Source organism: Ereboglobus sp. PH5-10, from assembly GCF_029504735.1.
Classification (GTDB): Bacteria; Verrucomicrobiota; Verrucomicrobiia; order Opitutales; family Opitutaceae; genus Ereboglobus.
Window position 1 is genome coordinate 28,642 of the sequence record NZ_JAQFIP010000017.1, and the last position, 20,793, is coordinate 49,434.

At 61.7% G+C, this 20,793-nt stretch carries 18 protein-coding genes; 9 read left to right on the top strand and 9 right to left on the bottom strand.

What is annotated here, in order from left to right; genetic code table 11:
* Nucleotides 1–2 precede the first annotated feature (2 nt).
* Entirely contained in the window at nt 3–2,930 is a 2,928-nt protein-coding gene (gene ileS / locus M2447_RS11850; RefSeq protein WP_277558779.1) for an isoleucine--tRNA ligase, read from the bottom strand.
* A gap of 106 nt (nt 2,931–3,036) precedes the next feature.
* Here ileS and polX point away from each other — a divergent pair, with 106 nt between their 5' ends.
* The 3 genes from polX to dusB all read left to right on the top strand — a co-directional run bounded on the left by polX (nt 3,037) and on the right by dusB (nt 6,504).
* Nucleotides 3,037–4,821 (top strand): DNA polymerase/3'-5' exonuclease PolX, encoded by a 1,785-nt coding sequence (polX, locus tag M2447_RS11855; protein WP_277558780.1) that lies wholly within the window; start codon nt 3,037–3,039, stop codon nt 4,819–4,821.
* Nucleotides 4,818–5,276, top strand: a complete 459-nt coding sequence (locus M2447_RS11860) for a YraN family protein (protein WP_277558781.1) — start codon at nt 4,818–4,820, stop codon at nt 5,274–5,276. The genes polX and M2447_RS11860 overlap by 4 nt, the downstream gene beginning before the upstream one ends.
* A 109-nt stretch (nt 5,277–5,385) precedes the next feature.
* Nucleotides 5,386–6,504 (top strand): tRNA dihydrouridine synthase DusB, encoded by a 1,119-nt coding sequence (dusB, locus tag M2447_RS11865; RefSeq protein WP_277558782.1) that lies wholly within the window; start codon nt 5,386–5,388, stop codon nt 6,502–6,504.
* Between the two features lie 159 nt (nt 6,505–6,663).
* Here the strand turns inward: dusB and M2447_RS11870 are convergent, their stop codons facing one another.
* The 5 genes from M2447_RS11870 to M2447_RS11890 all read right to left on the bottom strand — a co-directional run bounded on the left by M2447_RS11870 (nt 6,664) and on the right by M2447_RS11890 (nt 12,639).
* Nucleotides 6,664–8,157, bottom strand: coding sequence for a glycerol-3-phosphate dehydrogenase/oxidase (locus M2447_RS11870; RefSeq protein WP_277510778.1), 1,494 nt, complete (start codon nt 8,155–8,157; stop codon nt 6,664–6,666).
* 100 nt (nt 8,158–8,257) lie between these two features.
* Nucleotides 8,258–9,091 carry an HAD-IIA family hydrolase gene (locus tag M2447_RS11875; protein WP_277558783.1) on the bottom strand — a complete coding sequence of 278 codons (834 nt, stop codon included), beginning with the start codon at nt 9,089–9,091 and terminating at the stop codon, nt 8,258–8,260.
* A 143-nt stretch (nt 9,092–9,234) separates the two neighbouring features.
* Nucleotides 9,235–10,632, bottom strand: coding sequence for a sn-glycerol-1-phosphate dehydrogenase (locus tag M2447_RS11880; RefSeq protein WP_277558784.1), 1,398 nt, complete (start codon nt 10,630–10,632; stop codon nt 9,235–9,237).
* A gap of 52 nt (nt 10,633–10,684) precedes the next feature.
* Entirely contained in the window at nt 10,685–11,683 is a 999-nt protein-coding gene (locus tag M2447_RS11885) for a glycerophosphodiester phosphodiesterase family protein (RefSeq protein WP_277558785.1), read from the bottom strand.
* Nucleotides 11,680–12,639 carry a sugar-binding domain-containing protein gene (locus M2447_RS11890; protein WP_277558786.1) on the bottom strand — a complete coding sequence of 320 codons (960 nt, stop codon included), beginning with the start codon at nt 12,637–12,639 and terminating at the stop codon, nt 11,680–11,682. The genes M2447_RS11885 and M2447_RS11890 overlap by 4 nt, the downstream gene beginning before the upstream one ends.
* Nucleotides 12,640–12,913: 274 nt before the next feature.
* On the opposite strand from M2447_RS11890, the gene M2447_RS11895 reads away from it, so the two are divergent.
* From M2447_RS11895 to M2447_RS11910, 4 genes are all read left to right on the top strand, one after another.
* The gene (locus tag M2447_RS11895) at nt 12,914–13,930 is read left to right on the top strand and encodes a rod shape-determining protein (protein WP_277510785.1); all 1,017 of its coding nucleotides are present in this window, start codon (nt 12,914–12,916) and stop codon (nt 13,928–13,930) included.
* Nucleotides 13,931–14,060: 130 nt separating this feature from the next.
* Entirely contained in the window at nt 14,061–14,921 is an 861-nt protein-coding gene (mreC, locus tag M2447_RS11900) for a rod shape-determining protein MreC (protein ID WP_277510786.1), read from the top strand.
* Nucleotides 14,918–15,457, top strand: coding sequence for a hypothetical protein (locus M2447_RS11905; protein ID WP_277510789.1), 540 nt, complete (start codon nt 14,918–14,920; stop codon nt 15,455–15,457). The genes mreC and M2447_RS11905 overlap by 4 nt, the downstream gene beginning before the upstream one ends.
* A 4-nt stretch (nt 15,458–15,461) precedes the next feature.
* Nucleotides 15,462–17,441, top strand: a complete 1,980-nt coding sequence (locus tag M2447_RS11910; protein ID WP_277558787.1) for a penicillin-binding transpeptidase domain-containing protein — start codon at nt 15,462–15,464, stop codon at nt 17,439–17,441.
* A 22-nt stretch (nt 17,442–17,463) separates the two neighbouring features.
* Here the strand turns inward: M2447_RS11910 and M2447_RS11915 are convergent, their stop codons facing one another.
* Entirely contained in the window at nt 17,464–18,249 is a 786-nt protein-coding gene (locus tag M2447_RS11915) for a hypothetical protein (protein WP_277558788.1), read from the bottom strand.
* A 121-nt stretch (nt 18,250–18,370) separates the two neighbouring features.
* Complete coding sequence (locus M2447_RS11920) at nt 18,371–18,604, bottom strand: ferredoxin (protein ID WP_108824775.1); 234 nt, start codon at nt 18,602–18,604, stop codon at nt 18,371–18,373.
* A gap of 170 nt (nt 18,605–18,774) precedes the next feature.
* On the opposite strand from M2447_RS11920, the gene M2447_RS11925 reads away from it, so the two are divergent.
* The gene (locus M2447_RS11925; RefSeq protein ID WP_277558789.1) at nt 18,775–19,674 is read left to right on the top strand and encodes a rhomboid family intramembrane serine protease; all 900 of its coding nucleotides are present in this window, start codon (nt 18,775–18,777) and stop codon (nt 19,672–19,674) included.
* Here M2447_RS11925 and M2447_RS11930 read toward each other — a convergent pair.
* A complete protein-coding gene (locus M2447_RS11930) occupies nt 19,661–19,834 on the bottom strand; it encodes a hypothetical protein (RefSeq protein WP_277558790.1) in 174 nt (57 codons plus the stop codon). The two genes, M2447_RS11925 and M2447_RS11930, sit on opposite strands and share 14 nt — an antisense overlap.
* 126 nt (nt 19,835–19,960) lie before the next feature.
* Here M2447_RS11930 and kduI point away from each other — a divergent pair, with 126 nt between their 5' ends.
* Entirely contained in the window at nt 19,961–20,785 is an 825-nt protein-coding gene (gene kduI, locus M2447_RS11935) for a 5-dehydro-4-deoxy-D-glucuronate isomerase (protein WP_277558791.1), read from the top strand.
* Nucleotides 20,786–20,793 lie beyond the last annotated feature (8 nt).

The following is a 20,793-nucleotide window of genomic DNA, read 5'->3' on the forward strand; positions in this document are numbered from 1 at the left end:
TTTTACTTGTCCACCTGAAATGCTTGGAGCGCCTCGGCGCAGCGCGGGCATACGTCGCCGTGAGGCGTCGCGTGAAGCGCGGGCACGGAGCGCCAGCAGCGCGGGCAGCGGTGCAGTCCGCGTTCGGACGCAAGGCTCACTTCGATCGCGGGCGCGCCGGGCGCATCGGCAATCTCGACTTGCGAGACGATGAAGAGCTCGGGGAGAAAATCGCGGTGCTTTTCGTAGAGCGCGCGCTCGGGCGCGCCGGCGGCGGCGTTGAGCGTGATGACGGCGTCGAGCGACTTGCCGATCTTGCCCGCGGCGCGAAGCGGCTCGATGGCCTCGGTGACGGCGGCGCGCGTCTTGAGCAGCGCGGCGATGTCGGCCTCGAGCGTGGCGTCGGTCCACTCGGCGGGCGCGACGGGCCAGTCGCGGAGGTGGATGGAGTCGCCGTCGATGTATTCGTTTTTCGCCGTGGCGAACGACCACGCCTCGTCGGTCGTGAAGGCGAGCACGGGCGCGAGGAGTTTCGCGAGCGTGTGGAAGATTTCGTGGATCGCGGTTTGCGAGGAGCGGCGTTGCGGGCTGTTCGTCGCGTGCGTGTAGAGGCGGTCCTTGAGGATGTCGTGATAGACGGCGGAAAGCGTCACCGAGCAGAACTGGTTGCAGAGTTGATAGACGCGGTGGAACTCGTAGGCGTCGTAGGCCGCGGTGCATTCGCGGATGAGCGCGGCGGTTTGGTGGAGCGCCCAGCGGTCGAGCGTATCCATTTTTGAATACGGAACGGCGTCGCGCGCGTGGTCGTAGTCGAAGAGGTTCGAGAGCTGGTAGCGGAATGTGTTTCGGAAAAGGCGGTATGCCTCCGCAACGACGTTGAGGATGCTCGCGGGGTTTTTGAGGTCCGTGTCGAGATTGGAGACGCGGAGGTCCTCGGTGAAATTTTGCGAGGCGAACAAAAGGCGGATGACGTCGGCGCCGTATTGCGCGATGTAGTTGTCGCTGGTGGGCGGTTTTTCGTATTGGCCGGACTTGGAGATTTTTTTGCCGTCCGCGCCGACGATGAAGCCGTGCGTGAGGACGCGTTTGTAGGGCGCGGCTCCGTAGGCGGCGACGCTTGTCCAGAGCGAGGACTGGAACCAGCCGCGGTGCTGGTCGGAGCCTTCAAGGTAGAGGTCGGCGGGCCATTGCGTGCCGCCTTGTCCGCGCTTGAGCACAGCGGCGTGCGACGAGCCGGAGTCGATCCAAACGTCGAGCGTGTCGCGTCCGCACGCGAGGGCGTCGGCGGCGGGCCATGTGGCGGGGAGCGCGACGCCTTCGAGGATTTGCGCGGGCGTGGCGTCATACCAATAGTTGGTGCCGTGCTTCTCGATTTTTTCGGCGACGGCGCGAATCACGCCCGCGTCGAGATAGGGATTTTTTTTGTCGTCGTAGAAGGCGATGATGGGCACGCCCCACGAGCGCTGGCGGCTGATGCACCAGTCGGGGCGCGACTCGACCGCGCCGGTGATGCGTTTCTCGCCGCTGGGCGGAACCCAAGCGACTTGCTGGATAGACCAAAGAGCTTCTTTTCTGGGTGTGATTGGAGTTGTCATAGGCTCCTCTTCGCCAAGACGAATACCCAAAACCTTGTTGTCGAGCGAGACAAACCATTGGTCGACGGCGCGGAAGATGATCGGCGTTTTCGAGCGCCAGCAATGCGGGTAGCTGTGCGTGTATTTCGCCTTCGCGAGGAGCGCGCCGGAGGCGTCGAGTTTTTTGAGGACGGCGATGTTGGCGGGCGAGGTGCGCTTGGCGGCGAGATCCTCGACGGTTTCGAGCGTGGCGAGGCCGACGAGGTCGGCGGGGATTTGTCCGTCGTCGATGTATTTGCCATCGTCGGCGACGGGGCAGTAGATGGGCAGGCTGTATTTGAGGCCGGTGAGATAATCCTCCGCGCCGTGGCCGGGCGCGGTGTGCACGCAGCCGGTGCCGCTTTCGGTGGTCACGTAATCGGCGAGAACGACGGGCGCGGTGCGGTCAATGAAGGGATGGCGCGGCGCGAGTTTTTCGAGCGCGGCACCGGTGAGTTTTTTGTCGATGACGGGCGCGGTTTCGATTCTCGCGGCGGCGAGCACGGATGGCAGCAGCAGCTCCGCGACGACGATGCGCTCCTCACCGAGATCGGCCACGACGTATTCGACGTCGGGATTCACCGCGATGGCGAGGTTGGCGGGAATCGTCCACGGCGTTGTCGTCCAGATGACGACGGAAAGCGGCTTGTCGGCGGGCAGGTCGTATTTGTGCGCCTCGCCGGTCGGCACGGGAAATTTCACCCAGATGGCGGGGCTGACGTGGTCCTTGTATTCGATTTCAGCCTCGGCGAGCGCGGTTTCGAACGGGATCGACCAGTAAACGGGTTTCTTGCTGCGGTAAACGAGGCCCTTTTCAACAAACGCGGCGAACGTGCGGATTATGTCGGCCTCGAACGCGGGAGCCTTTGTTTTGTATTCGCTGGCCCAGTCGGCGAGCACGCCGACGCGCTTGAATTGTTTTGTTTGGTGCGCGATCCACTTTTCCGAAAACTCGCCGCAGAGGGCGCGCATTTCGGCGGTGGAGACGGTTTTGTTTTCGGCGCGAAGCTGCGCGGTGACTTTTTGCTCGATGGGCAGGCCGTGGCAATCCCAGCCGGGCACGAAGGGCGTGCGAAAGCCGCGCATGGATTTGTAGCGGTTGACGATGTCCTTGAGAACCTTGTTGAGCGCGGTGCCGATGTGGACGTCGCCATTGGTGAACGGCGGGCCGTCGTGAAGGACGAAGGCGGGGGCGCCGGCGCGTTTTTTCTGGATGGCGGCGTAGAGGTCGAGTTTCTCCCAATGGGCAATTCGCTCGGGCTCGCGCTTGACGAGATTTGCGCGCATCGCGAAGTCTGTTTTCGGAAGTTGGATAGTGTTTTTTAAATCGGTTGCCATGCCCAAAAAATTAAGCGCGGAAGGCTATTCGCGCGCCGGGGGTAGTCAACAAGGGAAAGGGACAAATTATCGTGGTTTTTCGGCCCAAAGCGGTTTTACTGGAGGCGTGACCAAAAACGATATTGCCGATGTTTTGAGGGAAATCGCCGTGCTGCTCGAGTTGAAGGGCGAAAATCCGTTCAAGATTCGGGCTTACGAAAACGGAGCCCGCACCCTGGAGTCGCTCACGGACGACCTCGGCGAAGTGATCGCCGCCGGAAAGCTCTCCGAAGTCAAGGGCATCGGCGAGGCGCTCACGCAGAAAATCACCGAACTCCACAAAACGGGCAGGCTGCGCTTCCACGAGGAACTGCGCGCATCGGTCGCCCCCGGCCTCGTTGAGATGTTGGAAATCCCGAATCTCGGCCCGAAAAAAATCAATGCGCTGCACGACAAGCTCGGCATCTCAAGCATCGCCGCGCTTGCCAAGGCGTGCGCCGACGGCCTCGTGGCGGAACTGCCCGGCTTCGGCGAAAAAACCCAGCAAAAACTCCTCGAGGGAATCAAGCACCGCGAGGCCTACGGACGGCGCCATCTCTGGTGGGACGCGCACGCGGTTGCCGGGCCGATTGTCGCCGGATTGCGCAAACTGCGCGGCGTGAAACACGCCGAGGCCGCGGGCAGCCTGCGCCGCGGACTGGAGACAGTCGGCGACCTTGACTTCATCGTCGCGGCGGACGCAAAGGACCCGAAGGCCGTCGAACAAATCGTCGAATGGTTCACGTCCCGTCCGGGCGTCTTCGAGGTGACCGCGCGCGGCGAGACAAAAACAAGCGTGCGCCACGAAAACGGCCTGCAGGCCGACTTGCGCATCGTGCCGGAGGAGCAATTCGCGTTTGCGCTGCACCACTTCACCGGCTCGAAGGATCACAACGTGCAAATGCGCCAGCGCGCCCTCGCTCGCGGCCTGAGCCTCAGCGAATGGGGCCTTGAGCCCGCCGATGGCGAGGGCACCGTCAAAACAAAAGCCGCCGCGCACGCGGAGACGCGCGCGAAAATCACAAGCGAAACGGAGCTCTTCGCCGCGCTCGGCCTGGCGTTTATCGAGCCCGAGTTGCGCGAGGGACTCGGCGAGATCGAGGCCGCGGAACTCACAAACAACAGGCTCCCGCATCTCGTGGAGCACACCGACCTGCGCGGCGCGTTTCACAACCACACCACCGCGTCGGACGGCCGCGGCACGCTCGAGGAAATGATCGCCGCCGCGCAAGCGCTCGGTTGGGAATACATCGGCATCGCCGACCACTCGAAGTCGAGCCACCAGGCGCGCGGCCTCGACGAGCAACGCCTCGCCGACCAGCTCAACTGTATCCAAAAAATAAATACATCGGGGCGCTTCAAAACGCATGTCTTCGCCGGCACCGAATGCGACATCCTCACGGACGGCTCGCTGGATTTTGACGACCTCACGCTTGCGCAACTCGACTTCGTCGTCGCCTCGGTGCACAACGCCTTCTCGCAAGGCGAGGAGCAGATGACCGCGCGCATCATCCGCGCCATCGAAAACCCGCGCGTCACCATGCTCGGTCACATGACGGGGCGGCTGCTGTTGCGTCGCGAAGGCTACCGCGTGAACGCGGCCAAGGTGATCGACGCCGCGATCGCCAACGGCGTCATCATCGAACTCAACGCCAGCCCGTGGCGTCTCGACATGGACTGGCGGCTCTGGCGCCGGGCCGCCGAACGCGGCCTGCTCTGCTCAATCAACCCCGACGCGCACGAACCCGGGCACCTCGCCTTTGTGCGCACGGGCGTGAACATCGCCCGCAAGGGCTGGCTCTCGAAACAAAACATCATCAACACCAAGCCCCTCGCCGAAATGCGCGCGTGGCTTGAGACCCACCGCGCGTGATCTCGTGGCTCAAGCAACAATGGGCGAGGCTGCGCGGCGCGGCGACGCCGGCGCGCACCGAAAAACAAAAACACGGCGCCGCCGGTGAGTCCGCCGCCGCGCGCTTCCTGGCAAACGAACGCGGCATGACCATTCTCGCGCGCAACTGGCGCAGCCCGAGGGACCGCCGCGACGAAATCGACATCATCTGCCGCGCACGCGAAGGCGCGCTCGTTTTTGTCGAAGTGAAAACCTATCAAACCGCGCGACTTCTCAACGGCTACGAGGCGGTGAACACGCGCAAAAAAACCGTCCTCAAGCGCGCCGCCGGCACCTATCTGCGCACCCTCGGCCCCCGCTGGCGCGACTTGAGCTACCGCCTTGATGTCGTCGTTGTGGAACGAACGGACGACGGCCGGCTCATCCCGCACCATTTCGAAAACGTGCCGCTGTTCTCAAAAGGAAGGCACATCTGAAAACGAGGGGCGCGTCCGTTTGCCTGCCATCGGAAACAAGCCGGGCGCCTTTGGCGTTTGCATCCGGCTTTTGTTCGCATTCCACTCAAAGGCGAAAATCAATTTTCCCATGCGCATCGGCTCCGTCCAACTTGACTCACCGCTCTTTCTGTCACCGCTCGCGGGCTACACAAACCTGCCCATGCGCCTGACGATTCGCGAGCTTGGCGGGCTCGGCTGGGCGACCACCGACCTGGTGAACGCGCGCTCGCTCATCGAGCGCAACCCGAAGGCGCTGCAACTCATCCGTTCCACGCCCGCCGACCGTCCGATGGCGATCCAGCTTTTCGGATCAGACCCGGCGGAGATGCGCGACGCGGCGGTCATTTGCGAGCAGGCCGGCGCGGCATCCATCGATATCAACATGGGCTGCCCCGTGCCCAAGGTCGTGAAAGTTGGCGGCGGCTCGGCGATGATGACCGAGCTCGACAAAACCGCGAAACTCGCGCGCGGCATGGTCGGGGCGGTAAAGATTCCCGTCACCGCAAAAATGCGCCTTGGCTGGGACGACGCCAACATCACCGCGCCCGACCTTGCGCGCGTGCTGGAGGACGCGGGCATCGCGGCGGTGTTTGTGCACGGGCGCACGCGCGCGCAGGCATTTTCCGGCACGGTCAACCTCGCCGGAATCCGCAAGGTCGCGGAGGCGGTGAAAACGATTCCCGTCATCGGCAACGGCGACGTGATCACGCCCGAGTCCGCGCGCAAGATGATCGACGAAACCGGTTGCGCGGGCGTGAGCATCGGGCGCGGCGCGTTTTACGATCCGTGGATTTTTCGTCGCACGGAGCACCTGCTGCGCACGGGCGAACTGCTACCCGAGCCGACGTTTGCCGAGCGCGTGCGTGTGATGTCGCGCCATCTGGATTTGATGATCGAAGTGTTCGGCGAGGAGCTCGGCTGCCGGATGTTTCGCAAAATCGCGCCGTGGTATGCGCGCCGCTTGGGTCCGTCGAAGGACTTCAAGCAGCGCATCGTGAAAATGAACACGCGCGCGGATTTCGAAACGATACTCGACGCGTATCGCAAGTGGCGCGCGCCGTTTTGCGAGAATGGAAACCCCGACGCCGAGCCGCTTCCGCGCTTCCGCCCCGCGCCGCTTGTGGCGTCGTTCATGCGCCCCGCGGGCGAAACCGCGGACGCCAACGAATCCATCCCCGTGCCCAAGGGGCCGGTGGATTTTTGGTGAAATCGGAACGGCGGTTTTCTTACCGCGGGACGCGCGTGTTTGACGATGTGTCGTGCACGCGCGAAAGCGCGAATGTCCGATGAGGATAAACAAAACCGGCAAACGAACGCCGTTTGAAAACGGGTCGTTTGCCGGCTTGTTGATTAGCGCTCGAATAGATTATGCGCCCGCTTTCGGGGCCGGATAGGTTTTGGCGGCTTCCTCGGCGTAGTGCTTGAGCTCTGAGGCAAGGCGCTCGGGAGTCCAACCGGCGGCGGCGGCCATCCAGCGGCCCACTTCCTCCGCGCGCGAGGGCATATCGGGAATGTAGAAGTGCCAGCTCGTGCGGCGCATGATCACGTCGGCGAGCGAAATCGCCCACTCGTTTTCGACGTAGTGCTTCACCGCGGCCTCGCCGTAGGCGGTCGGGATGATGCCACTGTAGGTCGCCGCTTCCTCGGGCGTGAGGAGGGGCTCCTCTTTCGTGCGACAGGGCTTGGCATTGAGACTGAGGCTCTTGACAATCTTGGTGACGGCTTGCTCGGCCATGAGGCGGTAGGTGGTGAGCTTGCCGCCGGCGATGTCCCACCAGCCTTCCGTGACGAGTTTGATCTGGTGCGCGCGCGAGGTGCTCGAGGGCGAGCCGTCGCGGTTGGCGATGAGCGGGCGCAGGCCAACCCAGGAGCTGATGATGTCCTCGCGGGTGAGCTTGACCGTGGGGAAGGTGGTGTTGACGGTCTGCAGGACGTAGTCGATGTCCTCGAGGTCAACTTTCACGTCCTCGGGCCGCGCGTCGTAGTCGGTGTCGGTCGTGCCGATGATGAGGCGTTCGCCCCAGGGGATGAGGAAGAGGATGCGCTTGCCCTCGACCATCGTGACGGCCTCGCCCTCGTCAACGTGGATGCGCTTGCGGTCAACGACGATGTGGATGCCCTTGGTGAGGCGGAGTTTGATCTCGCTGTGCGGGATTTTTTCGAGCCAGGGGCCGGCGGCGTTGAGGATGGCGCGGGTCTTGACGGTGTATTTTTCACCGGTGAGCGTGTCCTCGATTTCGCACGTCCAGATGCCGTTTTCGCGCTTGGAATCGATGAAGCGCGTGTAGTTGGAGATGTGCGCGCCGTGCTTCACGGCGGAGCGGAGGGTGTCGAGCGTAAGGCGGGCGTCGCTGGTGAGCGCGTCGTAGTAGCGCACGGAGCCGCGCAGTTCGTTGGTGTTGATTTGCGGAAGGTGCTCGAGGGTTTCCTTGACGGTGAAGCCGCGCGAGGGCTTGAAGTTTTTGCCGTTGCAGAGCAGGTCATACATTTTCACGCCGATGCGCATCATCCAGAGCGGGAAGCCGTTGACCTTGTAGACGGGGAACATGAACCCGAGGGGCTGGCCGAGGTGCGGCGCGATTTTGTGGACGACTTTTTTCTCGACGCTGGACTCGTGCACGAGGGCGACGCGGCCTTGCTCGAGGTAGCGCAGGCCGCCGTGGAGGAGGCGGCTGGAGCGGCTGCTGGTGCCGTAGGCGAAGTCGTAGCGGTCGACAAGGCCGGTGCGAAGTCCGCGCATGGCGGCATCGCGCGCGACGCCGCTGCCGACGATACCCCCGCCGATGACGAGGAGGTCCAGGGTTTCCCCAGCGAGCTGGGAAAGCGTTGATTTGCGTTTCTCTTGGTATGTGGTGCTCATGTTATTTCGATTGGAATATTTATGCGCGTTGGTTTTAGGTGAGTCCGATGTTGGTTGTGGTGAAAAAAACGGGGGTCGTTGGCGGGGTGACGGTGTGTGTTTAGCGCGATCCGGTAAGCATCTCTCCGAGGCCGGCGAGGTTTTCAACAATAATGTCGGCCTTGACCGAGGATTCCTCGGCGTCCTGTCGCGTGGCTTCGCCGGAGAGGACGAGCACGCCCGTAACGCCGGCGTTTTGAGCCATGGCGATGTCGGTGTAAATACGGTCGCCAACCATCGCGACTTCCTCCGGGCGGAGGTTGTGGCGCTGGAGGATGCCGGTGACCATCGAGGGATCGGGTTTTCCGAAAACCTTGTCGGGAGCGCGTCCCGTGGCGGATTGGATTGCCGCGCAGATGGCAGCGCAATCGACGAGCACGGTGGGCAGGTCGGTGGGGCAAATGCGATCGGGGTTGGTTGCGAAATAGGGGCGGCCTTGCGAGGCCCACCACGAGGCACGGCAGAGGCGCGCGTAGGTGAGGCTCATGTCGAAGGCGGCGATGACGGCGTCGGGGATGTCGGCGGGATCGTCGTTGGCGGATTCGTAACCGGCCTTGGTGAATTCGCCGATCATGCTGGGCGTGCCCAGAAGGAACAGGCGGCGGAACTCGGGATGATTGGCTTTCAGCCAGTCAATGGTGGCCTGCGCGGAGGTGTAGAGTTGCTCGGGCGCGGAGGGAATTCCGATGCGCTCCAAGTGCGCGAGATAATCGGCGGAGCTCTTGGAGGGATTGTTGGTGAGGAAGGTGTAGCCGATGCCGTGCCGGGTGAGGGAATCGAGGAACGGTTTTGTCCAGGGAAACAGCGTGCCGCCCTTGTAGATGGTGCCGTCCATGTCGAGGACGACATGGCGAATGCGGGAGGTGTCGGCGTTGGTTGTGGCGGATGCGGTCATTGGAACGGAACAGGATAGGTCAGAATCGGGGGGTTGTTTTTCACAACAATAACCATGCGTTTTCGGGAGTCAGGCAAGGGCAAAAGTGAGAACCCCGGCCAAAATCGGCGTGTATTGCGCGCATGGTTTTTGTTGGGCGCGGTTTATTTTATTTCCCACGCGCCGCCGGGGCCGAAGAGGGCGTCGAGCGCGGGCGCGAGCCAGCCGGTGCGCACGGCGACGTCGAGGACGGTGAAGCGGCGGCGGATGTGGTAGGCCTTTGTGAAGGTTTCGCGCAAACGCTGGCGGGTGATGCCGATTTGCTCGGGCTCGAAGGGCGCGCCGACCGATTGCAAGCGCTGCTTGATGTCGGCAAAGGGGATGAGCTGGCGGCGGAGCTTGGCGCAGATCGCGGGCCACTCGGCTTTCAGGAGCTCGAGTTGTTTGCGGAGCGCGGCGGCATCGACGTATTTTGTCATGGTTTCGCGGACGGCGGTCTCCTTGAAATCCGCCGTGGCGAACAGGGCGGCGGTGTTGGCCTCGACCGTCTTCGCGTCGGGCCAGGCGGCGCAGATCGCGTCGATGTCGAGCGTGGAGGCGTCCATGCGGAGCAGTTGCTCGTAGAGGCTGGTGATGGCGAGCGTGCCGATGCCGACCTTGAAGCCGTGCGAGGGCGCGGCGCCGTTGTGCGTGTGGTGCTCCATGTCCCAGAGATGGCTGAACTGGTGCTCGGCGCCCGAGGCGGGACGGCTGGACTTCGCCCATTGCATGGCAAAGCCGCCGAGTATGAGGCCCTCGGTGAGCGCGTTGATCGCGGCGGTGTCGCCCGCGCGGGCGGCGGCGGGATCGGCGAGCGCGTCGCGCAGCCCGCCTTGCACGATTGTCCAGGCCTTGGTCTCGATGGGTTCCTCGCCGAGGGAGTCGGCAAATATCCAATCGGCGCCGGCGGGAACTTTCGCGAGCAGGTCGGCGTAACCGGAGGCGGTCATTTCCGGCGGGGCTTTTTTGATCACGTCGATGTCCGCGAGCACGGCTTGAGGCGCGGGGCAGACGAGCGTCTGCTTGGCGTTTTCATAGGTGATCGACGCGCCGAACGCGGTGTAGCCGTCCATCGAGGCGGCGGTGCCGACGCAGACATACTGGCGGCCCGTCTCGTGCGAGGCGCGCTTGGTGAGGTCGTTGATCGTGCCCGAGCCGACGGCGACGGGAATGGCGTCGTGCGTCTTGAACGAGGCGATGAGTTGCTCGACGTATTTGTATTCGGCGTAGAGTCCCGGATCGGTGAAGATGAACGACTCGAGCACGGTGACGCCATCGGCCGCGAGCGCGTCGCGAACGGCATTGCCCGCGACCGCCATCGTGTTTTGGTCCGCGATGACGACGGCTTTGCGTCCGGGGAATTGCTGCTTGAACACTTGGGCGACCTTCCCGAGGCAACCGGGTTCGAGCACGAGCGCCTTGGTTTCGCTCGCGGCGGCAAGCGCCTCCTGCGGGGAGAGGCGCGTGATGCCGAACAATGTGTCTGCGTCAACCGGTTGGATCGGGGAGGGAGTGTTGCTCATGATGCTGTTTTCTTCGTGATTTTTGAGATGTTAAAACTGTGGCGGACGGGAATTACTTCTTCCCGCGTTTGGCGTAGTATTTTCTGATTTCAAGCATGGCGACGTCGGGATGGTCGGTGGCAAAAGAGGCCACTCCGAGATCCATCAGCTCGGCGTAAACTCCGTCGCGGGACATGTAGGGAAGCGATTGATACAGGATGCCGAGGGAGCGCAGGCGCTCGCCGAGCCTGATGATGAAGGAGCGCGTGTGGTTGAACGGCTCGGAGGGATCGTCGGTGCAGGGGATTTTCTTCCAATCCCTGCCGCCGTCGGTGCTGCGATCGTAGTTTGCGCCGTTCCGGTTGGGGTGCACGTGCAATTGCATCGAGGTGATCGATTTGATGTCCCCGCTGGCGACAAGCTCGTCGATCATCTTGGTGATTTCCTGCTCGCCCGCGGACATCCAGAGAAGCGTGCCGGACTCGGGCACGAGTTTTTTCCACTCGATATGATGCGCGGGATGGCGCGAGGCGAGGATGACGCGATCAGCGACGCCGGCGTCCTTCACCAATTTTGCGAGCACGGCGAAGTCCACCTTCTTGATGTCGAGGTAAAGGCGCAGGTCGGGATTGTCGGCCATGTAGGCGAAAATGTCGCTCATTTTTGGAACGCGGCGGCCCCTGAATGAATCGCCTTTCCACGCGCCGACATCGAGGGTTTGGAGAAACGCCCATGTGCTTTTTTCAACGGAGCTTTTTTTGAGCACCGGGTCGGCATCCTTGATCAGGCGCTTGAAACTGCCGTCGTGGAAGGAGACGATGACGCCGTCCTTGGTGGCGCGAATGTCGGATTCGGGAATGGTGCCCAAGGCCCAGCCGAGTTTGAACGACTCAAGGGTTCCCTCCTCGGCGAGATTGCCCGCGCCGCGGTGGCTTTGCACGACGAAATCTTTCAGTGCGATGTGGTCGGTGACGTTCCAGGCGCTCTTGGGCGCGGAAGTTTGCGCTTGCGCAAACAAGGCGGTGGGGGCGGCGGCAACAAGCAGCCAGGCGAGGGCGATACGGGGGCTCATTTCTTTTTCTTGGTTGATTTTGTTTTTGTGGATTGTGCGGAATAGTTAAGCAAGGTGCGCGCGCTGGGCTCGTCGATGATGATGCCCTTGAGAAAACCGCCCTTGATGGCGGCCATGATCGAGGGGGCCCGGTCGTTGCCCGTCACCACGCCGATGACTTGGGGGATTTTGGCGAGCTGGGAGAGCTCGATGCTCATCACGCAGTCGCGCCAGGGAGTGTCGCACTCCTTGCCCGCGGCGTTGAAATAGCGCCCGCACGCCTCGCCGACCGCGCCGGCGGCGCGCAGGGCCTCGATCTCGTTTTCCTTGAGAACGCGGCGCTCGGTGAACACGGAATTGTCCAGCGCGCCTATGCCGATGACCGCGAGGTGGGCGCGGTCGAAATAGTTGTTCACGGTGCGGATCTGCTCAAGGTCGAGCAGGGCGTCGCGCATTTTTTTCTCGTGCACGTAGGCGGGCGTGTTCATCGCCACGAAGTTGCCGCCGAGACGCTGGGAGAGCACGCGGCCGATTTCCTGGGCATCGAAAGTGTTTATGTTGGAATCGACGCTGCCCATTGATTGCACGATGGTCGGCGCCGTGCTCCTGGATTCGCGGACATTTTCGACGAGCGCGTGGATGGTGCGCCCGCCGCCAAGGGCAATGATACTCTTGGTCTCGATGAGCGACTCGAAAACGCCGGCGGCAAACAGGCCGATCGTTTTGCGCAAGTCGGCGGCAGGCAGGTTTTCGGCGGCCCTGATGACGATGGCCGTCGAAAGCCCGAGCTGGACGCGCAGGCGGGTCTCAAGTTCGCGGTCGCGCGGCTCGTAATCAGCGACCGTGATGCGGACGATGCCGCGCTCGCGCGCCATCGCGAGAAGTCGCGACACCTTGGCCTGCGAAACCTTCACGAATTTGGCCACTTCATCCTGCCCCAAGCCCTCCACATAATAGAGGCGGGCGGCAAGATGCAATTGGTCGTCTGAATAACTATTCCGCATTACAATTTAGAGGTTTGATTCCTCGCCCAGAGGATGTCAAGGCGTGAGCAACGTAATTTTTATACAGAAAAATGATGGAAGGCCTGCGCACAAGGCGCGCGGCGGGTCCGCGCGGCCTCTTGCAAATGATCTTGTATTATTCTCATTTACCCTTTGACAGAGACTGTGCGCGAAGATTCTTTTCTGTCGCGGACACGCATCGCCCCGCGGCATGCGCGGAACACACCTTTCAACGAACAGTTACAAAATGGCTTCAAACCTCTTAGGTTACTTCTCCAACGACATCGGCATCGACCTCGGCACCGCCAACACTCTTGTCTATGTGAAGGACAAGGGCGTTGTTCTGCGCGAGCCAAGCGTCGTCGCGCTCGACACCAACACGCGCAAGGTTCGCGCCGTCGGCGACGACGCCAAGCGCATGCTTGGACGAACCCCGGGCAACATCACCGCCATTCGCCCCATGAAGGACGGCGTCATCGCCGACTTCGACGTGACCGAGGCGATGCTCCGCTACTTTATCGGCAAGGCGCGCATCCACTCGCTGCGCATCCCGCCGCGCGTCGTCATCGCGATTCCCTCGGGCATCACCGAGGTCGAAAGACGCGCCGTGAAGGACTCCGCGTCCCGCGCCGGCGCGCGCGAGGTGATCACCATTCCCGAACCCATGGCCGCCGCGATCGGCGTCGGCCTGCCCATCGACGAACCCGCCGCCAACATGATCGTGGACATCGGCGGCGGCACGACCGAAATCGCCATCATTTCGCTCGCGGGCATCGTGTTTTCAAAGTCCGTGCGCGTTGCGGGCGACGAGCTCGACAGCGCGATCGTCAACTACATGAAGCGCGCCTACAACCTTCTCATCGGCGAGCGCACCGCCGAGGAAATCAAGATGCGCATCGGCTCGGCGTATCCGCTCGACGAGGAAATCGACATGGAGGTGAAGGGCCGCGATTCCGTCGCCGGGCTGCCGAAAACAATCCACATCACCTCGCAGGAAATCCGTGACGCGCTCGCGGACACCATCAGCGCGATTGTTGACGCCGTGCGCGCGACGCTGGAGCGCTGCCCGCCGGAGCTTTCCGCCGACCTGGTTGACCGCGGCTTTGTGCTTGCCGGCGGCGGCTCGCTCATTCGCGGCATCGACCGCCTGTTGAGCGACAAAACCGGCCTGCCCGTCACCGTGGCCGAGGATCCGCTTTCCGCGGTCGCAAACGGCACCGGCGCCGTGCTGAACGACATCAACTGGTTGCTGCAAAATGTCTGACGGCATTTTTGCCGGTTTTGGATTTTCGACTCTCGATTTTGGATTTTGGAGCCTCCGCTCCGATTTCGCTTTCGTTTCCGCGCGGTAGCGCGTAATCCAAAATCCAGACTTCAAAACCCAAAATTTCTTCGTGCAATTCAAGCGCTTCGACCAGACAAAACCATTCATCGTTCTCGCCATCGTGTTCGCGGCGTGGATGTTTTTGCCGTTCGCAGCGAAACGCCTCGCGAGACACGCGTTTTTTGAGTTCCAGGCGCCCATCGACGTAAGCGCGGCGACCATCCGCACGTTTCAGGATTACTGGGCGATGCGCACGCGCAATCCGAACGACCTCATCGAGGCGGGACAGGAAATCGCGAGACTGAACTCATTTTACGAAAACAAAATCAGGGAGGCCAAAACGCTTGAGGGCGAAATCGCCCGGCTCGAGGCGCTGCTCAATCTGCCCGTGTTTAACGAATACCGCCACGAGGCCGCGCGGGTTGTCCGCCGCGATTACAACGCGTGGTGGCAGCGCATCACGATTCGCAAGGGCCGCAACTACGGCATCACCGTCGGCTCGCCGGTGATTTTTGCGGGGGGGGTCGTGGGGCGCGTGAGCGAGGTGGGGCTCTACACATCCGTCGTCGATCTGCTCAGCAGCCCCGGCGTGCGCCTTTCGGCTGTCATTGAAACGGACGGCAAACATCGCCCCGTCAATTTTCAGGGACGCTCAAGCTCGGCGTTTTCAAACGCAACCGGCTCGCTCGAGTTTGTGCCGCTCGATATTTTTATCGCCTCCGGCGAGGCGCCGCGCGTCGTCACCTCCGGCCTGGGCGGCGTGTTTCCGCCGGGGCTTTCCCTCGGCGTGATACGCAAACTCGAGCCCGACAGCGACGGGCTTTTCCAATCCGCCGAGGTGAGCCTCGACTCGCGCCTGGCCTCCCTCATGGAGGTCACCGTGCTCGTGCCGCTCGCCCCCAAGGAACCGCCGAAGGGAGGCGCGCGATGATCTCCCTCCACCGCCAGCCGCTTGTCGTGATTGTCTGCGGGATCTTGCTTTGGACGATCACCGCGCAAATCAACCACTACCTCGCCGTGTGGCACCTCAATCTTTTCACGGGCGGATTAATGGTCGCCCACGCTGCGCTGCGCTTTCGGTCGCGCGTCATCTGGCGCATCACGCTGCCGCTCGGCCTGTGGCTCGACGCCGCGTCGGCCGTGCCCTTCGGCATGCACGCGGCGCTTTTTCTGCTGGCGGGCGTGATTATTCACCGCGTGCGCGGACGCACGCCGCGCGTCGACACCGCCTCCGGCGTGATCGCCGCGGTGAGCGCCAACGCCATCCTGTTTGTCGTGATCGCGATCGCCTTTGCGATTCGCGGCCCCGTGCAAACCGGCGTCCTCTTCACGCTGCTTGTGAACCTCGCGCTTTCGAGCGCGTTTGTGGCGCTGATCGCGCCGTGGTATATCGCGCTGCAAACACGCGCCCTCGAACTCGCCGGCATCAACGCGCACATGCAGCTCGGCCTCTCCGCGCACGACTAAAAAAATGCAGCCGCCCGACAAGACAGACCCGCGCTCCGGCACGCTCGTTGAGGCCCACAAAACCTACGACAAACGCATCATCATTTTTTATCCCGCCATCGGCGTCCTCCTGCTCATCGTCGCCATCGGGTTCGCCTACCAGCAGCTTTTCAAGGCCAACGAATACGCGGAAAGCGAAAAAATCCAAAGCCTGCGCCGCATCCTCACACCCGGGCCGCGCGGCAACATCTACGATCGCGAAGGCCGCCTGCTCGTCGGCAACCTCGCCCGCTACGCCGTCACCATAAACCTTGACGAACTCCGCGCCGAGTTTCGCCGCGCCTACCTCATCACGCGCCGCAACTACCGCGAGGCGGACGACAAAAACATACCCTCGTCCAGGCAGCTTTGGATCATTGCGCGCTACGCGGTCATGCAACGCTACCTCGACCGGATAAACGAAATCACCGGACGCGACGAGACGGTGAACGCCACGCGTTTCCAGCGCCATTTCAACCAGCAGTTGCTCATCCCCTACACGCTGATCGACGACCTCACATCCGGCGAATACGCGCGCCTCGCCGAGCAACTGCCCGTCAACTCTCCGCTCCGGCTCACCGCCAGCAGCATCCGTTATTATCCGCACGGCAGCGCCGCCGCGCACGTGCTCGGCTATATCCGCTCCAGCGACGACCTCGACGCCGAGGGCTTCCCCGGCGAAAACCTGACCACCTTCAAAATGCGAGGCACCACGGGACGCGACGGGCTCGAGCTAAGATTCAACGAACACCTCCAGGGCAAGCCCGGCTATACCATCTACCGCGTCGATCCCGCGGGCTACCGTATCGAGCCCCCGCTCGAGCACCAGCGTGCCGTCCAGGGACAAAGCATCGTCACCAGCCTCGACATCGACCTTCAAAAAGTCGCCGAGGCGCAACTCGGCGACATCGACAACGACGGTTATCGCGGCGCCGTGGTCGCGCTCGACGTGCTCACCGGCGAAGTCCTCGCGCTTGCCAGCAACCCCGGCTACAACCCCAACGACTTTTTCCCGCGCCTCAGCCAGGAAACGGTGGACAAGATGAACACGCAGCGCGCGTGGTTCAACCTCGCCATCGCCGGCGGTTATCAACCCGGCTCCACATTCAAAATCATAGATGCCATCGCCGGATTCCGGCACAACGTGCTCAAGCCGGACACCGAGTATTATTGCGACGGCATACTCCGCGTCGGCAACCGGAACTTTGTCTGCAACAACCACAGCATGCGCGGCGAAATGAGTTTTCGCGACGCGATCGCCAAGAGCTGCAACATCTTTTTTTATCGCGAAAGCCTCGTCCTCGGCGCGCAACCCATCGCCGACGAAGCGCGCCGCTTCGGGCTCGACCAACGCACCGGCATCGAGCTTCCCAGCGAGGGCAAGGGTAACATACCCGACCCGATCCAGCGCCGCGCGCGCGGCCTGCCATGGACCGGCGGCGACACCGTCACGCTGGCAATCGGTCAAAGCGAAATCACCGTCACGCCCCTGGAGATGGCGGGTTTCGCCGCCTCGGTTGCGCGCGACGAAACCCGCACCACGCCCACGATATTGCACGACCCCAACCGCACGCGCCAGCGCACCGAACCCATCGGGCTGACGCCCGAACAGCGCCACGCGCTCGTCGATGCGATGCGCGAGACCATGAAAACCGGCTCCGGCCGGATGCTCACCAATCCGCGCTTCAAGGCGCTCAACCTTGGTTATCTCGACATCGCCGGAAAAACCGGCACCGCGCAGCGCGAAGTGTGGGTGGATGGCAAGCGCGGCATCATCAACCTCGCGTGGTTCATAGGTTTCGCGCCCGCGGAAAACCCGAGCATCGCAATCGCCGTGGTTCTCGAAGGCAACATCCCCGGCGAAGAACTCGGCGGCGGAGCCAAAGCCGCACCCATCGCGGGCTACGTGCTAAAAAAGTATTTCGAAAAACACCCCGACCAAATCCCCGCGCAGCCGGAAATGTAGGGGCACACGCAAAATACCGTCCCTACGAGCGTGATGCGTCAGGATTGCGCGGTTGTATCGTCACTCTCCAGATGCCGCACCGGCGTATTTGATCGAGCACATAAGCCAGAGATGGAAATGGCATGTCAGCATCGACGACAACCACAGGGAAAATATTTTCAGGACCGATCATGAGTGTGGCTTCATGTATCTTTTGAACAAACTCATCCCCGGATATTTCGGTGCCGTTCCATCCGATTCTTTCATTATATTGTAGCGTAATCGTGATGGTGTTCCTCGCAAATTTCGCAGGAGGTTTTAAACCCTTTGGAAATTCAAAATATTTGAGAGGGATGCATCCTTCGGACGACCTGAATGCCATGCCGGATTCACGCCACACTCCTGTATCAAAACGAATATCCTTAATGTGCGCGCGTTTGGCAGTTTCGATAGCATCAAGAATGGCGCCGCACGTTGCATAATAATCTCCATCAATGACGACGGAGGGATGCGCATTCGCTCTTTCTTGTTCGCGCTTGAATGCTTCGATACGCGAAGGAATGTCCTCAACGATTGATGGTTTAACGATGACGCCTTTTTCCTGTTCGATTTCCGTCAATACGCGATTTGCCGGTATATGCGAGATATACACAACAGGATCCTTTGAAAACTGAATGACCAGTGGCTCTTGAGCGAAGCTTATCTCTACTTCCTCATCCGGCGATGTCCAATATGGGTTTCCCTCAACCGCCTTTTTCGAACATCCCGCCAGAACAAAACCCGCCAGCAACAAAACGCCGAAACCGATGTGTGCTTTATGACAGTGCATGATTGGGGCCGGGTTGATTTTTGGTGGCAATCTGCCTCGTCATCCGGCTTTGCGCAACCTACAAAAAAGCCACCGATCTTATCGGTGGCTTCGAGAAAAATAAGAGGGACTTGTCGCGCGCTTATTCGCCGTCGTTGCCGATGGCCTCGACCGGGCAGCCCTCGAGGGCTTCCATGCACAGCGCCGTGTCTTCCTCGGTCGCCGGCTGCGCTTGCACGTAGGAGTATCCGCCCTCGTCGCTGCGCGCGAAAAACGCGGGAGCCGTCTCGCGGCACAGGTCGCAGTCGATGCATTGCTGGTCGACATAGAATTTACCGGGAACATTGGAGGGCCATTTATCGTCTTTGTTTGCCATGATGACAGGCAAACAAAACGAAAACTTCGCGCTGTCAAGTTAGCTCATTTCTCCCGTGGGCGCAAAAACACGCGCTTGCGCCCGCAAATTTTCACGGACGAGTGCTTGTGTTTGCCGGCTTATCGGGCAAGTTTTGCAACCTCTCCGCCAAGACAGCGATTCACTTTCCGATGGCATTCTCAGACAGATCATACGTTCGCGACAACCACAGGAACAACCGCCAGCAAACCAGCACGCTGGTGTGGCTGTTGTGCGCGATCGGCGCGGGCTTTATCATACAATCGGTTTTTGAGCGGCTCGTGCCCGGCGGGGAGGGCGCGTTCACACAGGCCGCCGCGCTTGTGCCGGGCCTGTTCGTCAAGGGTCGCGTCTGGACGCTCGTCACCTACACATTGCTTCACGGCAACTGGCTGCACCTGCTCGTGAACGGCATCACGATTTACTTCATGGGGCGCGAGGTGCTTCCGCTGCTTGGCAACAAACGCTTCGCCTGGTTCTGCGTCGCGGCGGCGGCGGGCGGCGGGCTGATGTGGCTCGCCGTCAATTTCCACCACCAGTATTATACGCTCATCGGCGCGAGCAGCATCTCGCTCGCGCTGCTGATTCTCTTCGCGTGCTTTTATCCGAACAACAAAATCACGGTTTTGCTGTTCTTCATCATACCGGTTTCCATCCGCCCGAAATACCTGGCCATCGCCGCCGCCACGCTCGACCTCTGCGGCCTGTTGTTTCTCGAAATCCCCGGCAGGCACACCGACATTTCCGTCGCCTACTCGGCGCACGTCGGCGGCATAATCGTGGCGGTCTGTTATTATTTCCTCATCCACAAGCGGGCCTGGCGCAGGAGCGAGGCAGCCCGCGAGTCCGCGCTGCCCGAATGGCTCCGGAAAAAGAAAAAGCCCGCCGCGGTCGTCGCGCCCAAATACACGGTCAACATCACCAGCCGCGCCGATCTGCGCGCCGAGGTCGACCGCATTCTCGACAAGATCAACAGCCAGGGATTCGCCTCGCTGACCGACGAGGAAAAACGCACGCTCGACAGCGCCAAGGACATGCTCAGCGGAAAGTAGCACCGGCCTGCCGCGCGTTTTTCGCGCTTGGTTTTTTCGGGCAACCGGCATTGGCTTGGAAGCGCATGTTGCTCGTGTCCGTTTTCACCTTCCCATAACTATCCGTGTTCATGTTGATCACAATCATGAAGTCCTTCGCCGCCCCTCCGTTCGCGGTCATGCTTTTGCGCCGCGTTTTCCCCGCGGTCATTGCAAAATCGAACTGACTGATTGCGTCGACCCTTTACTTAAAGCCTTCCGATTTTAAACCAGTAAACTCACAAACATAAACCATAACAACAAAGCCATGAAACTCCACTATTCCGCCAGCCCGGACACCACCAACAGCATGACCACGGAGCAGCTCCGTGACACCTATCTCATCCAGGGCATTTTCCAGCCCGGCCAGATCATCGCCCACTACACGGACCTCGACCGCATGGTCGTCGTCGGCGTGCAGCCCGCCGGCGCGCCCCTCAAGCTCGGCAACTACAAGGAAATCGGCTCGTCCTACTTCCTCGAGCGCCGCGAAATCGGCATCCTCAACATCACCGCCACGCCCGGCACCGTCACCGTCGGCGGCAACAAATACGAGCTCGGCCACCTCGACTGCCTCTACATCGGCCTCGGCGAGCAGGACGTCACCTTCTCCGGCGACACCCAGTTCTACTGCATCAGCACGCCCGCCCACATGAAGCATCCGACCGCCGTTCTCCGCGGCGAGGACATCAAGACCCCGCCCATCGGCGACCCGGTCAACGCCAACAAGCGCGTCATCCGCCGTTACATTCACCAGCTCGAGGGCGGCATCAAGAGCTGCCAGCTCGTCATGGGCTGCACCACGCTCGAAACCGGCAGCGTCTGGAACACCATGCCCTCGCACGTCCACAGCCGCCGCACCGAAGTCTATCTCTATTTCGACGTGCCGCAGGACCAGATGGTCGTGCACCTCATGGGCGAGCCCAACCGCACCCGCAACATCATGGTGCAGGACCGCGACGTCGTCCTCTCCCCCGGCTGGTCAATCCACTCCGGCTGCGGCACCGCCGCCTACCGCTTCGTCTGGGCCATGGGCGGCGACAACCAAAAGTTCGAGGACATGGACGCCGTCGAAATCAAGGACATGCGCTGAGTCTTCCC

What these genes read in the sequence shown, in the direction of transcription:
- ileS (WP_277558779.1), bottom strand. Translation starts at nt 2,930, where the DNA reads ATGGCAACCGATTTAAAAAACACTATCCAACTTCCGAAAACAGACTTC.
- M2447_RS11870 (WP_277510778.1), bottom strand. Translation starts at nt 8,157, where the DNA reads ATGAGCACCACATACCAAGAGAAACGCAAATCAACGCTTTCCCAGCTC.
- M2447_RS11925 (WP_277558789.1), top strand. Translation starts at nt 18,775, where the DNA reads ATGGCATTCTCAGACAGATCATACGTTCGCGACAACCACAGGAACAAC.
- M2447_RS11930 (WP_277558790.1), bottom strand. Translation starts at nt 19,834, where the DNA reads ATGACCGCGAACGGAGGGGCGGCGAAGGACTTCATGATTGTGATCAAC.
- kduI (WP_277558791.1), top strand. Translation starts at nt 19,961, where the DNA reads ATGAAACTCCACTATTCCGCCAGCCCGGACACCACCAACAGCATGACC.
- M2447_RS11875 (WP_277558783.1), bottom strand. Translation starts at nt 9,091, where the DNA reads ATGACCGCATCCGCCACAACCAACGCCGACACCTCCCGCATTCGCCAT.
- M2447_RS11910 (WP_277558787.1), top strand. Translation starts at nt 15,462, where the DNA reads ATGCAGCCGCCCGACAAGACAGACCCGCGCTCCGGCACGCTCGTTGAG.
- M2447_RS11905 (WP_277510789.1), top strand. Translation starts at nt 14,918, where the DNA reads ATGATCTCCCTCCACCGCCAGCCGCTTGTCGTGATTGTCTGCGGGATC.
- M2447_RS11885 (WP_277558785.1), bottom strand. Translation starts at nt 11,683, where the DNA reads ATGAGCCCCCGTATCGCCCTCGCCTGGCTGCTTGTTGCCGCCGCCCCC.
- dusB (WP_277558782.1), top strand. Translation starts at nt 5,386, where the DNA reads ATGCGCATCGGCTCCGTCCAACTTGACTCACCGCTCTTTCTGTCACCG.
- M2447_RS11915 (WP_277558788.1), bottom strand. Translation starts at nt 18,249, where the DNA reads ATGCACTGTCATAAAGCACACATCGGTTTCGGCGTTTTGTTGCTGGCG.
- M2447_RS11880 (WP_277558784.1), bottom strand. Translation starts at nt 10,632, where the DNA reads ATGAGCAACACTCCCTCCCCGATCCAACCGGTTGACGCAGACACATTG.
- M2447_RS11920 (WP_108824775.1), bottom strand. Translation starts at nt 18,604, where the DNA reads ATGGCAAACAAAGACGATAAATGGCCCTCCAATGTTCCCGGTAAATTC.
- M2447_RS11895 (WP_277510785.1), top strand. Translation starts at nt 12,914, where the DNA reads ATGGCTTCAAACCTCTTAGGTTACTTCTCCAACGACATCGGCATCGAC.